The 15,641-nt window shown below is 66.7% G+C and carries 28 protein-coding genes; 21 read left to right on the forward strand and 7 right to left on the reverse strand.

The window, feature by feature from the left end; all coding sequences use genetic code 11:
* Positions 1-170: 170 nt before the first annotated feature.
* Positions 171-464, forward strand: coding sequence for a hypothetical protein (locus QUE79_RS23505; protein ID WP_286346916.1), 294 nt, complete (start codon positions 171-173; stop codon positions 462-464).
* A 32-nt stretch (positions 465-496) separates the two neighbouring features.
* Here QUE79_RS23505 and QUE79_RS23510 read toward each other — a convergent pair whose 3' ends face one another.
* Complete coding sequence (locus tag QUE79_RS23510) at positions 497-1,069, reverse strand: hypothetical protein (RefSeq protein ID WP_286346917.1); 573 nt, start codon at positions 1,067-1,069, stop codon at positions 497-499.
* Between the two features lie 509 nt (positions 1,070-1,578).
* On the opposite strand from QUE79_RS23510, the gene QUE79_RS23515 reads away from it, so the two are divergent.
* The 3 genes from QUE79_RS23515 to QUE79_RS23525 all read left to right on the forward strand — a co-directional run bounded on the left by QUE79_RS23515 (position 1,579) and on the right by QUE79_RS23525 (position 3,386).
* Positions 1,579-1,869, forward strand: coding sequence for a hypothetical protein (locus tag QUE79_RS23515; protein ID WP_286346918.1), 291 nt, complete (start codon positions 1,579-1,581; stop codon positions 1,867-1,869).
* An 18-nt stretch (positions 1,870-1,887) separates the two neighbouring features.
* Complete coding sequence (locus tag QUE79_RS23520; protein ID WP_286346919.1) at positions 1,888-2,658, forward strand: hypothetical protein; 771 nt, start codon at positions 1,888-1,890, stop codon at positions 2,656-2,658.
* 125 nt (positions 2,659-2,783) lie between these two features.
* Positions 2,784-3,386: a DUF2637 domain-containing protein gene (locus QUE79_RS23525; RefSeq protein WP_286346920.1), complete on the forward strand. Its 603-nt coding sequence runs from the start codon at positions 2,784-2,786 to the stop codon at positions 3,384-3,386.
* A gap of 60 nt (positions 3,387-3,446) precedes the next feature.
* Here the strand turns inward: QUE79_RS23525 and QUE79_RS23530 are convergent, their stop codons facing one another.
* The gene (locus tag QUE79_RS23530; RefSeq protein ID WP_286346921.1) at positions 3,447-3,884 is read right to left on the reverse strand and encodes a hypothetical protein; all 438 of its coding nucleotides are present in this window, start codon (positions 3,882-3,884) and stop codon (positions 3,447-3,449) included.
* An 8-nt stretch (positions 3,885-3,892) separates the two neighbouring features.
* Entirely contained in the window at positions 3,893-4,234 is a 342-nt protein-coding gene (locus QUE79_RS23535) for a hypothetical protein (protein WP_286346922.1), read from the reverse strand.
* Positions 4,235-4,686: 452 nt separating this feature from the next.
* Between QUE79_RS23535 and QUE79_RS23540 the strand changes: the two genes are divergently transcribed.
* Both QUE79_RS23540 and QUE79_RS23545 read left to right on the forward strand, forming a co-directional pair.
* Complete coding sequence (locus tag QUE79_RS23540) at positions 4,687-5,196, forward strand: hypothetical protein (protein WP_286346923.1); 510 nt, start codon at positions 4,687-4,689, stop codon at positions 5,194-5,196.
* 27 nt (positions 5,197-5,223) lie between these two features.
* Positions 5,224-5,526 (forward strand): hypothetical protein, encoded by a 303-nt coding sequence (locus QUE79_RS23545; RefSeq protein ID WP_286346924.1) that lies wholly within the window; start codon positions 5,224-5,226, stop codon positions 5,524-5,526.
* Here QUE79_RS23545 and QUE79_RS23550 read toward each other — a convergent pair.
* From QUE79_RS23550 to QUE79_RS23560, 3 genes are read right to left on the reverse strand one after another with little or no spacing between them, the layout of a single operon-like run.
* Positions 5,523-5,963 (reverse strand): hypothetical protein, encoded by a 441-nt coding sequence (locus QUE79_RS23550; protein ID WP_286346925.1) that lies wholly within the window; start codon positions 5,961-5,963, stop codon positions 5,523-5,525. The two genes, QUE79_RS23545 and QUE79_RS23550, sit on opposite strands and share 4 nt — an antisense overlap.
* 45 nt (positions 5,964-6,008) lie before the next feature.
* The gene (locus QUE79_RS23555) at positions 6,009-6,581 is read right to left on the reverse strand and encodes a hypothetical protein (protein WP_286346926.1); all 573 of its coding nucleotides are present in this window, start codon (positions 6,579-6,581) and stop codon (positions 6,009-6,011) included.
* Positions 6,571-7,083: a hypothetical protein gene (locus tag QUE79_RS23560; RefSeq protein ID WP_286346927.1), complete on the reverse strand. Its 513-nt coding sequence runs from the start codon at positions 7,081-7,083 to the stop codon at positions 6,571-6,573. Before QUE79_RS23560 ends, QUE79_RS23555 begins: the two co-directional genes overlap by 11 nt.
* Before the next feature lie 237 nt (positions 7,084-7,320).
* Between QUE79_RS23560 and QUE79_RS23565 the strand changes: the two genes are divergently transcribed.
* Positions 7,321-7,992, forward strand: a complete 672-nt coding sequence (locus QUE79_RS23565) for a hypothetical protein (RefSeq protein ID WP_286346928.1) — start codon at positions 7,321-7,323, stop codon at positions 7,990-7,992.
* A gap of 60 nt (positions 7,993-8,052) precedes the next feature.
* Here QUE79_RS23565 and QUE79_RS23570 read toward each other — a convergent pair whose 3' ends face one another.
* Entirely contained in the window at positions 8,053-8,274 is a 222-nt protein-coding gene (locus QUE79_RS23570) for a hypothetical protein (protein ID WP_286346929.1), read from the reverse strand.
* Between the two features lie 207 nt (positions 8,275-8,481).
* On the opposite strand from QUE79_RS23570, the gene QUE79_RS23575 reads away from it, so the two are divergent.
* From QUE79_RS23575 to QUE79_RS23640, 14 genes are all read left to right on the forward strand, one after another.
* Positions 8,482-8,736, forward strand: a complete 255-nt coding sequence (locus QUE79_RS23575) for a hypothetical protein (protein WP_286346930.1) — start codon at positions 8,482-8,484, stop codon at positions 8,734-8,736.
* The gene (locus QUE79_RS23580) at positions 8,733-9,023 is read left to right on the forward strand and encodes a hypothetical protein (RefSeq protein ID WP_286346931.1); all 291 of its coding nucleotides are present in this window, start codon (positions 8,733-8,735) and stop codon (positions 9,021-9,023) included. Before QUE79_RS23575 ends, QUE79_RS23580 begins: the two co-directional genes overlap by 4 nt.
* Complete coding sequence (locus QUE79_RS23585) at positions 9,020-9,313, forward strand: hypothetical protein (RefSeq protein ID WP_286346932.1); 294 nt, start codon at positions 9,020-9,022, stop codon at positions 9,311-9,313. Before QUE79_RS23580 ends, QUE79_RS23585 begins: the two co-directional genes overlap by 4 nt.
* On the forward strand, positions 9,310-9,525 hold the full coding sequence (locus QUE79_RS23590; RefSeq protein ID WP_286346933.1) for a hypothetical protein: 216 nt from the start codon (positions 9,310-9,312) through the stop codon (positions 9,523-9,525). Before QUE79_RS23585 ends, QUE79_RS23590 begins: the two co-directional genes overlap by 4 nt.
* 583 nt (positions 9,526-10,108) lie before the next feature.
* Complete coding sequence (locus QUE79_RS23595) at positions 10,109-10,474, forward strand: hypothetical protein (protein WP_286346934.1); 366 nt, start codon at positions 10,109-10,111, stop codon at positions 10,472-10,474.
* 13 nt (positions 10,475-10,487) lie between these two features.
* On the forward strand, positions 10,488-10,775 hold the full coding sequence (locus tag QUE79_RS23600; protein ID WP_286346935.1) for a hypothetical protein: 288 nt from the start codon (positions 10,488-10,490) through the stop codon (positions 10,773-10,775).
* Between the two features lie 133 nt (positions 10,776-10,908).
* Entirely contained in the window at positions 10,909-11,259 is a 351-nt protein-coding gene (locus tag QUE79_RS23605; protein ID WP_286346936.1) for a hypothetical protein, read from the forward strand.
* Positions 11,256-11,822 carry a hypothetical protein gene (locus QUE79_RS23610; protein ID WP_286346937.1) on the forward strand — a complete coding sequence of 189 codons (567 nt, stop codon included), beginning with the start codon at positions 11,256-11,258 and terminating at the stop codon, positions 11,820-11,822. The genes QUE79_RS23605 and QUE79_RS23610 overlap by 4 nt, the downstream gene beginning before the upstream one ends.
* Complete coding sequence (locus tag QUE79_RS23615) at positions 11,819-11,974, forward strand: hypothetical protein (RefSeq protein ID WP_286346938.1); 156 nt, start codon at positions 11,819-11,821, stop codon at positions 11,972-11,974. The genes QUE79_RS23610 and QUE79_RS23615 overlap by 4 nt, the downstream gene beginning before the upstream one ends.
* On the forward strand, positions 11,971-12,603 hold the full coding sequence (locus QUE79_RS23620) for a hypothetical protein (protein WP_286346939.1): 633 nt from the start codon (positions 11,971-11,973) through the stop codon (positions 12,601-12,603). The genes QUE79_RS23615 and QUE79_RS23620 overlap by 4 nt, the downstream gene beginning before the upstream one ends.
* Positions 12,604-12,855: 252 nt before the next feature.
* Complete coding sequence (locus QUE79_RS23625; RefSeq protein ID WP_286346940.1) at positions 12,856-13,842, forward strand: prepilin-type N-terminal cleavage/methylation domain-containing protein; 987 nt, start codon at positions 12,856-12,858, stop codon at positions 13,840-13,842.
* Positions 13,843-14,182: 340 nt separating this feature from the next.
* The gene (locus QUE79_RS23630) at positions 14,183-14,485 is read left to right on the forward strand and encodes a prepilin-type N-terminal cleavage/methylation domain-containing protein (RefSeq protein ID WP_286346941.1); all 303 of its coding nucleotides are present in this window, start codon (positions 14,183-14,185) and stop codon (positions 14,483-14,485) included.
* 131 nt (positions 14,486-14,616) lie between these two features.
* Positions 14,617-14,922, forward strand: coding sequence for a hypothetical protein (locus QUE79_RS23635; protein ID WP_286346942.1), 306 nt, complete (start codon positions 14,617-14,619; stop codon positions 14,920-14,922).
* Positions 14,923-14,988: 66 nt separating this feature from the next.
* Positions 14,989-15,567, forward strand: a complete 579-nt coding sequence (locus QUE79_RS23640; RefSeq protein WP_286346943.1) for a hypothetical protein — start codon at positions 14,989-14,991, stop codon at positions 15,565-15,567.
* The last annotated feature ends 74 nt before the right edge of the window (positions 15,568-15,641 follow it).

Consider the following 15,641-nt stretch of genomic DNA (forward strand, 5'->3'; position numbering starts at 1 on the left):
CACATGTCTTAGGTGTGTTGTGGTGAAAAGTGGCGATCAGTGAAGCAGGTCGGTCGAGCGATGCCGTCTAGGCCCCCTACTCTGGATGTGAGCCCGCCGCTTGATGAGAACCACGTCGATGCGGCGCGGGGCTCCGAATCATCTGCACGCCTACCGAACGGACACTCGCCATGAGCAGCCCTCTCTCCCTGCATGAACCCGACCAGCTCGCTCTCGCCGAGTCCTCGGGTACGCCGGTGGAGGTCCTGTCCGCTCTCGGTCGGAGCCGGTTCACGCCGGTCCGTCGGCGCGTCGCGATGAACGGACGCACCCCCGATCTCGTGCTCGATGTCCTGACGCTCGATATCGAGCGAGACGTCCGCAACCAGGCTCACATCACCGTCGAAACCAAGGCGATCCTGGAACTCGAAGCGATCTACGCGCTCCCCTCGCACAATGAGGAAAGGCCAGGCGCGACCGCCTGAGCGGTGCGCCTGGCCTTTCGGCTGGACCTTGGCTACGCCTTGACGGTGTCGACGCCGTCGCTCTCCTGCGAAGTGCTGACGTCGACGATGTCGACGCGATCGAGGGAGACGGTGCGACCCTCCTCCTCGTAGCGCTTGAGGTTCGTGATGCGGCTCGTGATCTCGGGGCCGCCCGTGGCGAGGATGCGGAACTCGGTGTCCGTGCTAACCCTGCCTTCGAGGTTCTTCAGCAGCTCGCGGCAGTTCTTGACCGTCTCGCCCGCGACCTTGTACTCGGCGTGAGCCTTCAGGATGAGGCGCTGCTCGGCGGCGGCCGAGGTCTCCTCGGTGTTGGAGTGCGAGAGCAGGATCGTGTCGGGCTTGTCGATGGAGACGAGCGTGAGGACGTCGACGCCGTTGGGGCTGATGGCGTGGTTGATGCGCATGCGCTTGCTGACGTTGTGGAGACTGCGCACGATGGAGCGGGCGTTCTCCAGGCGCTCCTGGACTCCGGCGATCCACTTGGCCAGGTCGGGCGGCGACAGCACGACTGCGTGCGTGACGTTGCGGTCCGATTCGAACGTGATCTTGCCACCGTTGGGCAGGTCAACTGCGAAGAGCGTCAATTTTTTCCTCTGATCCCCTAGTTCAGTGGATGTCGGGGGTTGTCCCCCACCCACTACCCCGTGTGCCGCCCCAGGGCAGGGCAAATCGAATGGCGACCGCATCGCTCCCAAGCGAAGCAGTCATCAGCGTGTTCCCCGAGGCGACTTTCACAGAGCCTGCCGAGCCGGAACGGAGTCTCTTGGTTGGAGTGACCGTTCCGCTCAGCCCGTGCGCGACCAATGCCGCGGGGCGGGTTGGCTCTCAAGCAGCGACGAAGGTTTGAGTTCCTTCTAGTCATTGCTCGGGCGTCAACCCCTGATAGCTATGAATCTACCTGACGGGACCGTCAGTGTGGGCCAAAAAGGGGACCCAATATGGGGGTGCGAGGCAAGTGTCCGACACGTGTCGCGCGCTTTCATGCTGTGCGAGTCTCGTCCAGTGATTGAGGGTTTGATCTGGAGGTGACAATGACAGTGGATGCATGTACTGTAGTTTTCATGCCCGAGGGACGGGCCGAGAGAGGATCATCATGACCACCCAGCACTTCGTCATCGCACAGTTCCGCGAGAGGGACCGCCGCTCGATGAACGCGCTCCTCATCGGCGGCTCCGAGATAGTCGACGGCAGCGAGAAGACGAACGACCTCGGCTTCCAGGTCGCACTCGTGACGGTCGGCGAAGGGCGAGCCGAGATGCAGGCTGATCGATTCAGCTCGGGCCTGATCGGCGCGCGCCCCTTCGAGACTCTCGACGCGGTCAAGGCGGATGCCATCGACGACTTCGGTGTCGACTGGTCCGCACTGACGGTCCCCTCCCTCTAGCGCCGGTACGGTCGACTCATGGCACAGAGCGAGATCACCGTCGTTGTCGAAGCGAAAGCTGGCGACCCTGTTGCGGCAGCACAGATCGGCTACGCACAGATGGCGTGGCGCAGCGACACCATCAGCCGCGCCCCCTTCCATCAGGTCGTCGAAGCGATGACCGACGGTCGCGAGGTGTCGGCTCTGGCCTACCAGGACAACCCGCTGGAGCGCACGTCGTCGCTCGTATCGGTCAGCGGCATCCTTGCCACCGACGCCCAAGGGTCCCGTGTGATCTTCGACGGGCGTGGCGGTGGCTACGTCATCGACTCCAACCTTTTTCTCGACATCGTGCTCGGCCGCGACGGCGTCGCTCAGTTTCGCCGCAAGTACGACGAACTCATCGCCGTGCTGCCCGAGCTGGAGCCACTGACTGCCGACCACATCCTCGACCTGCCAGACGAGGATGAGACGGCCGACGCGCGCGAGACCGGCGACGAGATCATCCGCCTCACCATCTTCGGGACCCGACGCATGCCCGGGGGCCCGATCTACGGTTCCTTGTTCTTCGCAACGAGCCACACCGAGGGCGTTCTCGACGGCTTCCTCTACTCGCCGCCCGCCACTGGCTGGGAGTCCGAGCACGGGAGCATCTACGTCAAGGACGTCCTCGACCAGCACGCTCTCGTCCGCGTGGTGAATCAGAAGCCCGACCTGCCGTTCGCGACCCCCATGGGCGTCCTGGGTCGCGGGCCCGGCTTCTACAACATGACTCCGACGCAGGCGTACGCGGCCACGACCACCCCATAGCAAGAGGAGGGCGCGGGTCGCCATGGGGTCGGCGGGAACTCCTTCTCTTCAATAGTTGACACTTAGTTGTCATGCGTGTACTGTAGCAATCAAGCGAGTGAGGGACACTCGCGAGAGAGGACACCATGTCGACCACGAACACCGCGGCCCGCGCCGCCAAGGCTCGCCCGAAGTCGGGCACCGCCTCCCGCATCTCCGGCAACTCCCCCGCGATTCAGCGGGTGCTCATCGTCGGCGTTGCGATGCTCTACCTGCTCGCATCGATCGTCAGTTTTCAGGGCCTGTTGGCCGTCGCGCCCTGGCTCCACGTCTCACCCCTCTTCGCGTTCGCGATCCCTGGGTTCATCGATCTCGCCATCGTCTTCTACAAGCTGAGCGAGCTGATCCTGAAGAGCCGCGGCCAGTACAAGGCGGCCAAGAAGGCGGTCTTCGGCACCTTCTTCTTCACGGGCGTCTCCGCCATCGCCAACGGGCTCCACGTCTACACGCAGGGCGCCAATGGCCCGCTCGTGGAGCTGGTCGGCGGCATCTTCATCGCCGTGATCGCGCCCTGGGCGGTCTACCTCGCGGCCTCCGTCCTGACGGACGTCGTCGTCAAGCCGAAGCCGGTGCCGAGCGGCCGCACGGCGGCCCGCAAGGCTCCCGCTAAGGCGCGTGCCACGCGCAAGGTCTCCGCCCCCGTCGCGCAGGAAGTGGCACTGCCTGAGGTCACGCTGGCCACGGCATAGCCCGAACGCAGAAGCGCCCCGACCTTCAGAAGGTCGGGGCGCTTCCGCGTGCTGGCGGGACTAGGCGGAGGCGGGGGCTTCGTCGGCGTAGACGGCGGGGCGCCAGGACCGGTTGATCATGAACAGGAACGCGACGATGCCAGTTCCGATCCAGAACGGCGACGACGGGAAGTCGCCCGGAGCGCTGGAGCGCACGTCTAGGTTGGCCTTCTGGGCAGCTTTCAGCGCCTTGTCGGCGGTTGCTTTGTCGCCGCTGTCGGCCTCGCGGAGGGCTTTGGTGGCGGCGGAGAGCTTCGCCGACGAGGCGTCGAGACGCGAGCTGTAGCTGGCCTGGATGTGGTGCTCGTACTGCGTCGCGCCGAGGCCGCTCAGCACGCCGACGATGACGGCGATGCCCAGTGCCCAGGTGAGGATGTAACGGAGCTTGCGCAGGCCGGTGGGGCGCGCCTTCCGCGTGTCTGGAGCGGTGGGCAGGGTGGTGGTGGGTTCGTAGGGCATGGCGGCTTTCAGTGCGTCGAGAGGGTCGTGGGGATGCCTCGCCCCGCCGGATGGGCGGCGCGGGCCTTGAGAGTGGCGCGGATGCGGTTGAGGCTGAGGAGCCCCCAGAGGGCCGCCGCGAAGCCAGCGGTGCCGACGACGGCGGCGAGGATCGCGAGGGCGCCGAGGTGTCCGTGCAGGTAGGAGCTGGGGGTGAACCGCAGTGCGAGCACGTGGGAGCCGATGGCCATGGCAGCGATACCGGCGAAGAACGCGACCCGCGCCCTCCGGGTGTCGAGCCAGACCATGTGATCGTCGCGGAAGTCGAGCAGGTGGTCGACGAAGAGGTCGAGGGTACGCTTCGGGTGCATACGCTTAGTGTAGCAGGTTGCCACTTTACGACTTCGGAATAACGTGTGTCCCCCATTGTGGGGGCGAGGTTCGTCCCCTCGATAGGAAATACTGACCGTGGATCACGTTTCGACAAACGGGGGAACATGCGGGGGCATGTGCGAGAGATCGCGCGGAGTCGTCGCGGCTTATCGGCCGCGTCGGCGCACCCCGTCGCTCGCTAACTCGGTAGCGTGTCCTCTGCTCCGATGCGCGCGTCGAGCAGATGCAATTCCTCTCTCTCCGAGACCCCTAGACCTCTGGGTACGGATGCGGGCGGCGGCGCAGTCCATGACGGCCTTGGAGCCCGAGGGGCTTCGCCTGATCGCTCACTCGAATGCCCAGATGCTTGACGCCGGGTGGTGACTGTCTTCACGCGGCGCCGCTCAAGCGCCTAGGTGGGACTTGGCAGCCAAGGAACAGGACCAACCGCATGACGACCAACCTCAACGTGGGTGGGGGCACCGGGATACTCACCATGCCCGTGCCCCCGCTGCTGTCGAAGGACAAGCCGCTGCCGGAGTCGTGCCGGATAGAAGTCGGCGACATCTCGCTGAGCTTCATCATGGAAAGCGGCCTTCGCCTCGGTGTCAGGAATCGTCAGCTCCAGGCTTCTGCGGGTTACGCCGTGGAGATGAACAGCGGGCCACTCGCTGTCCAGGTGGTCCCGATCGGCGAGGAGCACTGGACGCAGGAGGACTTCGTCGCCGTCGACGCATGGGTTCGCGCGCTCCACGGCGACGCGTCGCGACTCCTCCTGGAGAGCTTCGTGCAGTTCGAGGACGCCATCCTCGCTCGGGAGCGCGGCGCCACATTGACGGTCCCCCTTGGGTGGGATGCGATGGAGATGAAGGTCTCCCGGCAGAATCCCTACCGCGGCCATCGAACAGTCATCGCTGTCGCCGTCTCTGAGTACATCAACAGGCACTCCTCGCGCTGCTGAGCGCGCTGGGCGTGCTACACAAGACGGATGCCTCGCACCATCCACGCCCCGCTGCCCGCCGTTCGACCGACCTGCATCGCTGAACCCGCTCGTGGTCGCATCGATCGGAGTTGGGGCAGTGTCGACGTGGCCCTGACTGATGGCGTCGTGGGTCGCCTACATGTCGACTCGGGCTGCGTCTTCTTGCTGGATGTCGACTCCCCCGAGACGGACACCACGCCCCTCCTGCCCGGCGTGGCACCTCAGCTCGCGACCTTCCTGGGTGACCTGTACGTCGGGGCTACCGCCCGACTGGGCCGACGGCGCTCCGCGAAGCTCCTGGCCTCCTAGAGGCCGCCGTGGCGCGTCTTGTTCTCCAGGATGGGCGCCACCATCGTTTCAGCCAGCCAATGGTCCTGGCGGGGCAGGAACGGCTCGAAGTACTCCATGAGGGATGCGGCCTCGTCGCTCGGCGTCTCGTGAAGGCTCTCGTTCTGCGCGAGGGATGCCTCGATGAACCGGCGGTCGTGCGTTCCGAGGACGTCGACCAGGGAGCCGTCGGGCGTCTTGGCCCACGCGTGCACGAGCGCGAGCTGCCCGTTGTCATAGTGGGCCAGGTGCATGAGGACGCTCCAGCCGGTGCGGCCCGCGATGGCCACCGCGAGGGCGAGGCAGTGCCCGGCCTCGTACGCTCCGATCGCCTCGTCGTCGATGACACCGGGGTGCAGGGTCCAGACCTCGCCGTAGGAGCCCGCGAGAGTGCTGGTGATCTGCTGGTCGTCTGACACGGCCCTGACCTTACCGGGATAGGCCGCCGACGACGGGATGTCCGGTTAGCGCTGTGCTGTCGCGCTCACGCGGGGCCGGAAGCTGAATGCCGCGCCGTCTGCGACCTGCGCGGTTTCAGGCAGCTTGACCTGGACGTCGAAGACCGCGTTGCTGCTGGTGATGGTCTTCGAGAAGTGCGCTCTCACTGCGGGGCCCTCGTAGACGATCTTCGGGTTGTCGGGATTGGTTTCGTCGATGACGATCGCGGTAGCGGACTCCATGATCGGGTCGTCCGTCACGGCAGTCACCTTGATCGTGACGGGCGAGTCGAGTTCTCGGTGCACCTCGAAGTCGTAGTGCCCCGTGGCGCCAGGGGCGGGGGCCGTGGCGCCGAGCGCGCGGAAGTCGGTGCCGGATGGCGTCTTCGCGTTCGGCGTCGTGCCGTCGACGATGCTGATGAGGGGCCCTGCGTTGACGGCCTGTGCGGCGTCCCGGCTGACAAACGCGTCGTGGACGGCGCTGCCGATGACAACGAGAGATGCTGCGCCGAGGGAGCAGAGGCCGATGATGCCCAGGATGCGCCCAACGGCGGGCAGGAGCCCCGTGGGGAGGCCCTCAGAGCGGTGATTACGCGGCATGGGGCTTGGCCCTCTCGGCTTCGATGGAGATGTCCGGTGATGCGGCATGTTCGCGCAGCTCGGCGGGCAGCCCCTCGTTGAAGGTCAGGGTGATCTGGAAGACCCGGCGTGAGGGGGCGCCGTGGCCGACGTCGTAGGCCTTGACGACGCCGTCGCCGACGGGCCCCGTGTAGAGCGTCTTGTTGGCGGTGAGGTCGCGAAGAGTCAGCTCGACGTACTTCGCAGTGTCAGGCGCTGGCGTGAATCGCATGTCGAGCGCCATGTCGGCTTTGCCCGTGTTCTCGATGGCGAACTGTTCGGTGACGGTCCCCCCGGCACGGATGTTCTGGGAGTCGAATCCCGGGAGCTTGGCCGGGTGCCAGGTGGTGGCATGCCCAGGGTTCGTCACGACGAGCTGCGGTGCGGCCAAGGCTGCGCCGCCCCCGATCGCTCCGAATCCGAGTGCACCGACGCCGAGGATGCTGACTCCGGCGATGAGGAGTGCCGTCTTGGGGGTGGTCATCAGATGCTGTGAGTTCCGAGCAGGAGGGACGCTCCCACGGAGACGATCACGATGGCGACGATGGCGATCGCGACGGCTCGGATCACGGCGGATCGTCGTCGGGTGTGCATGGTGCTCCTGGGTGCGTGGCAGGCGGATCGGGCTTGCCAACATGCTACACTAACGCGTTGACCCCAACCCCACGAACGACTGTGAGCGCATGCCCTCCACCACCCGATTCACCGCCCCGCTTCCCCCGTGACGTCGACCTCGACCATCTGGCCGTCGAACGCCTCCCCCATCGACGGGCTGAACATCCCGGGCGCCGACGGAGCGCTCATCGCAGTCAACGTCGACGGGCTCTGGCTGAACGTCAAGCGCGACGAGGACAACCACCTGGAGACGTTCGTCACCGACGATGACGGCGTTCGTGTCGACTCGCCCTGGGACGCCGTCACGACGGCCGAGATGACGCCCCTCGCCCTCGCGCTCCGAGCCGACCTCGACGCCCACGACCAGAACCTCCGCGACAACGTGGACGCCCTGGCGTCGAGCCTCGGGCTCGAACTCGCCGTCCCCACTCAGACCGTGCCCGGCGGCGGCATCCTCCGCGCTTCCGAGGTCCCCGCCGTGCCCGAGGTGCCGCACTGGAACTTCGACGCCATCCCCTACCCGGACCGAGCACGCCTCGATGAGGCCAGCGACGCCGTCATCTTCAACGCGTCCTTCCGCACGGTCAGCGTGCAGGGCGAGATCGTGATGGAGAAGGGCCAGCTCGTGGTCCTGACGCCGGAGGAGCTGGCAGTCGTGGTCGCCTGGGCCCAGGCGTTCCGCGAGGCTCGCAAGATCGTGACGACGATGCTGATCCACAACATGCAGACGTCGGCCAAGGAGTGGATCAAGGGCAAGCAGGACCAGCAGCTCGTCTAGCGCTAGGTCGAGGGGCCGGGTGGGCGAACGCCCCCTGGCCCTTCGTCGTTCCTGGGCCGTCTATCTCGGAGCGCGTGTGGCGGCCTGGGCGATAGCCCGAGCCAGCGAGTGATGCGCGATCGCGCGCGCGCCGTCGATGCCGAGGTGCGCCCTCGTCGCCGGACCGCCCGAGGTGCCGTCGAGTACGATCCATCGCCCGCCGTGATGGATACGCGGGCGGGCGTCACCGCCGGGGATCACGATCTCCAGGGCACGATCGCGCCCTTGTGCATGGTGGGTCATTCGCCGGTTCTCCCTCGCTCTTGCTCTCGGGAGTGGACTCTAGGTGCGGCCGCCGACAATGACGGAAGTGCTTCAGTGACGGTCCCCCTGCGGACGCACAAGAATGACGTCTTGATCGGCTGTACGACGCCCCCGCAGTCACATCGACTTTGGCGCCTGCTTAGTGTAGCATGTTGCTATCTAGTCGTTCCGATCCAGGGGGACCCTATGGCCCAGCTTCCCGCCCCGTCCAAGCCGCTCGATGCGGTCGTCATTACGGAGCCGAAGCGCCGCGGCCGACGTACGGGCAGCGAAGTCACCTTCCGCATCCGATCGGGCCACGAAGAGCACGAGGTCTACGCCTCGGGTATCGACTTCTGGCCCATGGCGACGCTTCGCCGAGGCGAGCGAGTAACCCTGCGAGGCGCGTTCGAATCCAAGCGCCGTGCCCCGCGGTTCCTCGCGCGGAGCGTCGAGCGATGAGCGGCAAGGCCAAGGTCACCGAGGGCGTCCGCATCAGCGGCGTCGTCTCGTCCCGCCCTCACGGCTTCGGAGCCAGCGAAGGAGGGGTCTCCGTGGCGATCATCGCCGACGACGGCCGCGAGATCGGACTTGTCGTCACCGACGAGTCGATCCCCGCCGCCGTCTCGCTCGCCGTCGGCCAGCGCGTCACCTGCTACGGCACCTTCTTCACCTGGCCCGGCAAGGACATCGACGAACTCTGGGGCACCATCCAGCCCTACGCGCACCACGAGCAGGAGGCAGCATGAGCCGCTCCAAAGACATCCCGAACCTGCACGACTTCGGGCCCAGCCTGCGGGGCCGGGTCATCGAGCATCGCGGCGACGCGCTCGTGCTCCGGATGACCGACCTCACGGAAGCTGTCATCACCGTCGGCGGCCCGTACTCGGCGACCTACATCGCCCGTGCGAATGTCGGCGACGCGATCGTGGTGAAGGGCTTCACCCCCGGAACGCTGCTGTCGAACCCGTGGACGGTCGATGACGAGACGCAGAACGTGCGCCGCGAGTACCGGGCCCTCACGCTCCAGGCCGCATGACCCTCCTCGCTCATGTCGGTGCGATCCGCACCCTCGCCGACCTCGATCGCCTCACTCGGGACATCGAGGACCGTGACGTGCGGATCATCATCGGACACCGGCTTCCGGACGGGAAGTTCGAGACGTTCCCTTTCGTCGAGGTGCCGGATGCCGATGAGGGCTACGACCCCAGCTCCGGGCCCGGCCTGGTCCTGATCGGCTGCGAAGAGTGATGCGCCCGACGCGGGTCATCGCGATCGTCAGCGCGGCGATGGCCGCAGGCTTCGCTGTCGCTGGCATCGTGGCCGCATCCGAGCCCGCGGGGCCGCCACCACACGCCGTGACTATCCATGCCCCGAGCGGCGACTCCGCCACGCCTCAGGTCACCATGCAGCACGTCTCGTCCGGCGCGGCACCCGGCAGCAACCTCCGCTGAGGCATATGCGCTTGCATGGAAGCTCGCTGGGAGCATCCGCGGAGCCCCGCAGTACCGTGTGAAAGTCGGGCGCCGCTAGCAACCCGAATGCTGCGACGCCCAACTTCTCGCGCGGCGGCCGCAGACCCGAACTGACGGCCGCCGCGCTCCCGTCGACGCTACGCGGGAAGCTGTTGCTTGTCACATCCGCTCGTCATCGCGCATGCCCCCTCGTCCCCGCATCCGGCCCGCGAATTGCTTGTTGAGCGGCCTGAGCGACTGCATTCTGCGGTCGAATTCGTAACGCGCGTTGCTTTCAGTACACGGCATTCGTGAAGAATGTCAGTGGCTCTATGTACGGTAATCACAAAGACCTGAGGGACAGGTTTTGAGAGGGCCACATGACCACCGAGATTCACGTCGTCAGCCGTGACGACCGCGCGCACTGCGCCGCGGACGTACGCGGGGACACCTGGTTCGCAGCGTTCGTCGAGGAGCTGCCGAGGCAGGTCCTTCACGCCTGGCAGGCGCCCGGCATGGGGCCCACTGGGGACCCAATGGGATCGCCGACGTCCTACGCCCACATCACGCGCCTGACGCCCGCCCAGTACGCGGCCGTCGCCATCCTCGGGGAGGGGTCAATCAAGACCGCACCCGGCGCTCTCGATGCGATCACCCTCACGATCGTCGACGAAGCCGCCCTCACCGTCCATACCATCGACTTCGACGGCAGCTACTCCACCATCGTCCGCCCCTTCGCCAACTAGCAGGAGACCCATCATGCAGACCACCACCCCCACCCTCGCCGAGCCCACCGGAATCCACCTCGAAGCCGACGGCACCGTCACCTACGAAAAATGCAGCGCGTGCCACTTGTTCGTGGATCGCAACGACTCATTCGACGATGACGACACCCTGGCGCCTTACGTGCACCTCTATGGCGAGTGCGACCTCTGCGTCGAGACGGACGAGTCGCACGAAGCACGGCCTGGCGGCGGCCGCGGCACCCTCGACTACTGGAAGGCCAACGGCCCCGATCTCATGAAGGCACGCTTCGACGAGGAGTAGAGCAGCGGGTCGGGGATGGGAGTCTCGGAGGTCGGTCGCTTCTGGCCTACAGCACACGTGAAATGTGACAAATCACGCTCACTACGTGTATTGTGGAACACGTGCCGCGAGGGACGCGCCACGAGAGGACACCATGACCACCACCGCAGACCCCATCATCACCGTCGACATCCACATCGACCTCAGCCCGGTGCACTCCGAACTCGTCACCGTCATGGCCTACCCGGTCCACGACGACGGCGTCCAGGCCTGGGCGAACGAGGACAACGCCGTCTCGCGAGGCATGATCACCGATGCGCAGTTCGACGGCGTGAGTCGCGTGGTCACGGCCAACGAGGACGCCGACTGGGCCGCCGAGAGCCTATCGACCGCCACCTCCGCCCTCGTCTTCGCCGTGCTTGTCGACGCGCAGGCCAAGCTCGACCTGCCTGACTCCGCCATCGGCTTCCCGGACGCCGCCGACGTCTGGGCCATGGTCCGGTGATCCGAGCCGTCTCCGATCCGGGTCGCTACCCCATCGGGCACCACCTCCACTTCGACAGCCAGGTCGCCGAGAAGCTCGCTCCGAATCTCTGGATCGTCGACGGCGGCGCGCTGATGACCGATGCGAGGCTCCTGTCCGCAGGGCTGATCCGCGACCACGGCTGCACGTCACGCTTCGAGGTCGTCGCTGACGGCGAGTACTACCAGGTGCGCGACCACTGCACGACTGCCCTGCTGCTCTACCTGCCGGAGGGCTACTCCATCCCGGACGCTTCATTCGACGGCTACTGGGACGCCCTTCCGGCGCCGGTCCGGGCCAGCGTCGAGGCGCAGGTCCTCGGCCAGCTCACGACTCCCCCGCAGCTCGGGGCCGACGGCGTGCACTTCCTAGTCCGCGCGGTGCCGACCACCGCGGAGTACGAGGTCGTCATCGACGCCGAATCCGGGCAGATCGCCACCGCCATGAACCTTCGCGAGGGGTCCTACGCCTCCGTGAACGGCCGGATCGCCTACCGCCCCGAACTGACCTCGCACGTGGTCACTGGCTCCCTGGATATCCCATGACCGAGAAGAAGCCGAAGGCGCCCGCCGCGCCGCGCTCACGCCCCTGGTTCTGCATCGACTGCGGAGACCGCTTCGCGAAGAACGTCACCAAGGGCAACCACCGAACCGAGTTCCGCCCTCGACCCACCGACAAGCCCAGGAGCGATTCATGACCGACGCCACGGACAAGCCGCCGTTCTCCCCCTGGGCGCACGACCACACCGAACTCGTTCACGTCCTCTGGGGCGCGGGGATCAAGGGTGTGGAGGCCGACGCCCTCGCCTCGAAGATCATGCAGTCCGACTGGCTCGCCGCTCAGCAGCGGAAGGCCGCCATCGATGCCCTCTCTGACGAGGCGCTCGTCGCGGATCACGGCCTCGTCACGAAGGAGGCGCACGCGAAGGTCGTCGCCCTCAATGAGGAGATCGCCGAGAAGCTGAACTTCATCGGGAAGGGCTGCTACGACGCGTCGCAGGAGGAGCTGGTTCGCCGCATCACCGCCGTCGGCCACGAGGAGTACAAGTCGGGCGACTGGCTCACGCAGCGCCTCGCGCCGCTGCGGGATCGGAACTCGTCCCTGGAGTGGGCCTTCCGCGATCTCCTGGAGGTCTACCGGGCCGAGCAGACCGGCACCCCGATCGTCGACCCCGCCGCGGAGGTCGCTCGCATCCTCGCCGAAGTCGCCGCGGACGCGCGCTTGAAGGCTCCGACCGCGCCGACTTTCAACGAGACCCTCGACCGCACCCAGGCGCACGAGGGGGCCTCTGGCAGAGGCTTTCCGGGGCGTACCAACGCGCGCTGAGCGAGTATGGCAACCGCACTGACGAGCTGCCTCTCTGGCCACTCGTCGATCGCGAGCTGCGCCGCGAACTCTCCGGGGTGGGCTACATCCCCGCTAGGGACTATGACGCCCTCGCTCACGAGGTGTCGTGGCGGCGTCGCACGACATAACGACCGTGTGAAATCGGGCACGTAGCCCCCGAACGAGGGGCGGGTGTCGCGCCCGCGCGCGTTCATACCGTGAAGTAATCCCCCTTCTCCAGTTAGGACGCTCATGCGACGCCTCCACACACGCATGTCGCTCGGTCGCAGCGACCGTGGCTTCAGCTTCATCGAACTTCTCGCCTACATGGCGATCGCGGCCCTGCTCGTCCTCGCCGCCATTCCGCAGTTCAACCAGTACCGCCAGAAGGCGGTCGTGTCGAACCTCCAGAACGACGTCCACAACGCGTCGCTCAAGGCGGAGGCGGAGCTGATCGGGCAGGTGTCGAAGCGCACCGGCGACAACGGTGGCATCCACCTCGCCGCGGCGTCCGGCGGTCTCGACATCGCCGATCTCCAGGCGGCAGTCAACACCGTCAAGCCCTCCTCGACCACCGATAAGCCGTTCATCGTGTCGGCAGTCGGCGTGAACGGCTACTCGATCACCGCGGCGAGCACCAAGACGGACATCACCGCCGTCTACGAGTCGACCATGGACACCGCCCACCCGACCTACGGCGTCGGCATCAACACCGTCGACAAGGACGGCGCCGTCATGGGCGTCGCGCCGACGGCCACCCCCAGCCCGTCGAGCAGCGCCTCGACTGGCTTCACGCCGGACAACCCGGCAGGCACCCCCGCGATTTCCTACGACCCCACCGTCATCACGGGCCAGGAAGTCACGGTCAGCCCCGCGGGCGTCATGATCAACGTCCGCACCTCGAACAACGCCACGACGAAGCTCTACCCCGGCAGCAGCTCCGATGGCGACAACGGCCACAACATGGCAGCCAACCCCGAGCTGTGGATCGGCTCGACCAAGATCGCGCTACCGACCCCGAGCAACGACTTCGCGACCTCGGGCACTCAGACCAAGGAGTACTACGCCTTCAGCACGTACTTCTACAGCTACGGCGACCCGATCCTCACCGACGCCCAGGCCCTGAGCCACGAGACGATCACCATGGCCTACACCGACGACAGCGGCTACCGCGTCGTCTACAAGGCCAAGTGGGACGCCTCGTGGAACCAGACCGGCGGCAACACCAACGTGGAGTAATCCAGCCCGGCATTGCCCGCAACGCCCCCGCGATCCATCGCGGGGGCGTTGCTTATTCCCGCTGCGCTCACTTTCAAATCCGAAGCGAGGCCCCGATTCGAGGGTCGAGCCAAGGGACCGCACCGCTGCCTACCGTCGATGTAATGCCTAGGCCTCAAGTTCTCGACGACAGTGCCTCCACGGAATCCGTGGGGGTACTTTCGTTCGCGTCAATCCTTCAGAGATCAAACCTCTCACTTTTCGTGTGAAAAGCGACCACGTGCCCCGAACGAGGGCCGGGCGCCGCCTCCGTAGCTCTTCGTATGGTCGGGGGACCCGCACACCCCACAAGGACTTCCGCATGCCTCGCCTCAGCACCCTCCGGCCCATCCGCGACCGCGGCTTCTCGTTCATTGAGCTGCTCGCGTATATGGCGATCGCCGCCCTCCTGATCCTCGCCGCGATCCCGCAGTTCAACGCCTACCGCGACAAGGCGGCCGTCTCGAATCTTCAGTCCGATCTCCGCAACGCGGCGACCGACATGGAGGCCAACGTCACTGCCGACGGCACCTACCCGGCATCGCTGCCCTCGTCGGTGCGCGTCAGCCGCGGCGTGCAGCTCTCCTCTCGGGTGACCTGTCCGACACCGACCAATGGTCCCTGACGCACATCCTGAACGGCACCACGCTCCGCACCCACGACAGCGCCACCGGGCAGGACATCGACGCTCCCGCTGGAGAGTGCGGCGTCTCGCGTGACGTCTTCACCGGCGTCGTGGCATCCCAGGAGGCCAGCGTGCAGCGAACGAAGGCGCTGCTGGCGCCGTGCGGGATCACCTCGGCGCAGATCGACGCATTCCTCGCCACGCAGACCCAGGCCGCCCGCGACGGCGGCATCCTCATGTACGTCCAGAAGGGGACGCTCGGCTCGTACGGTGGCCCGAACGTCGGCACCCCGTACGGCAGCGACGACAACATGGGCGCCACGTTCGCGCTGCGGAACTCCGCTCCCGTTGGTGGGTACTGCATCATCGGCACGACCATCGGTCTCGACTACCACTTCAACTCGGCCGAGGGGCAGGTCGCCAAGGGCGCCTGCTAATTGACGCTTCTTACAGTAGCGTGTACTGTAGAGCGTGACGAGAGGGACTCGTCACGAGAGGCCACCATGACCCGAACCCCTTCATCTCCGCGCGCGCCCATGCGCCGCCGCACCAAGATCGCGCTCGGCGCTGTCGGCCTCACGCTCGCCGTGGCGCTGGCTGGGGGCACGTACGTGTACGCGTCCTACGTTCGCCCCATCCAGGAGGCGATGGCCGCGAAGGATCAGGCCCTCGACCAGGTCGCGCACGCCAAGGAGGCGTACGCCTCGCTCGCGACACCCGTCGCCACCGCGACGCCCTCGCCTGCGGCCTCCGCCGCTCCCTCTGCGCCCAAGGCCTCCAACGCCCCATCCGCGGCCGCGCACGCCGCCCCTGCGGCCGCGCCGGTGAGGGCCCCCGCCGCGGCCCCGGTGACCCCCGAGTCGAAGTACCTCACCTCTGCGCGCTCCGCTCTGGGGATCGGCCCGTATGACACCCAGGCCGACGGCACGCTGCTCAAGATGGGGCATCTCGTCTGCTCGTACTCGGGCATCGCGAGCCGGGACTCGATCGTCGGGCAGGCCGTGAGCGTATCGAACGGCGCACTCTCCCCCGCGGCGGCGAACTCGGTCTACGACGCCGCCAAGGCGAACCTCTGCCGCTGAGCTGAGTCTGCGCCGGGGCGCGTCCACTGGGGCGTGCCTCGGCGCTTTCGCGCGCCCTCCCATCCCCGACCCAC

This window comes from Frondihabitans sucicola, from assembly GCF_030296615.1.
In the GTDB taxonomy this organism is placed as follows: domain Bacteria; phylum Actinomycetota; class Actinomycetes; order Actinomycetales; family Microbacteriaceae; genus Frondihabitans; species Frondihabitans sucicola.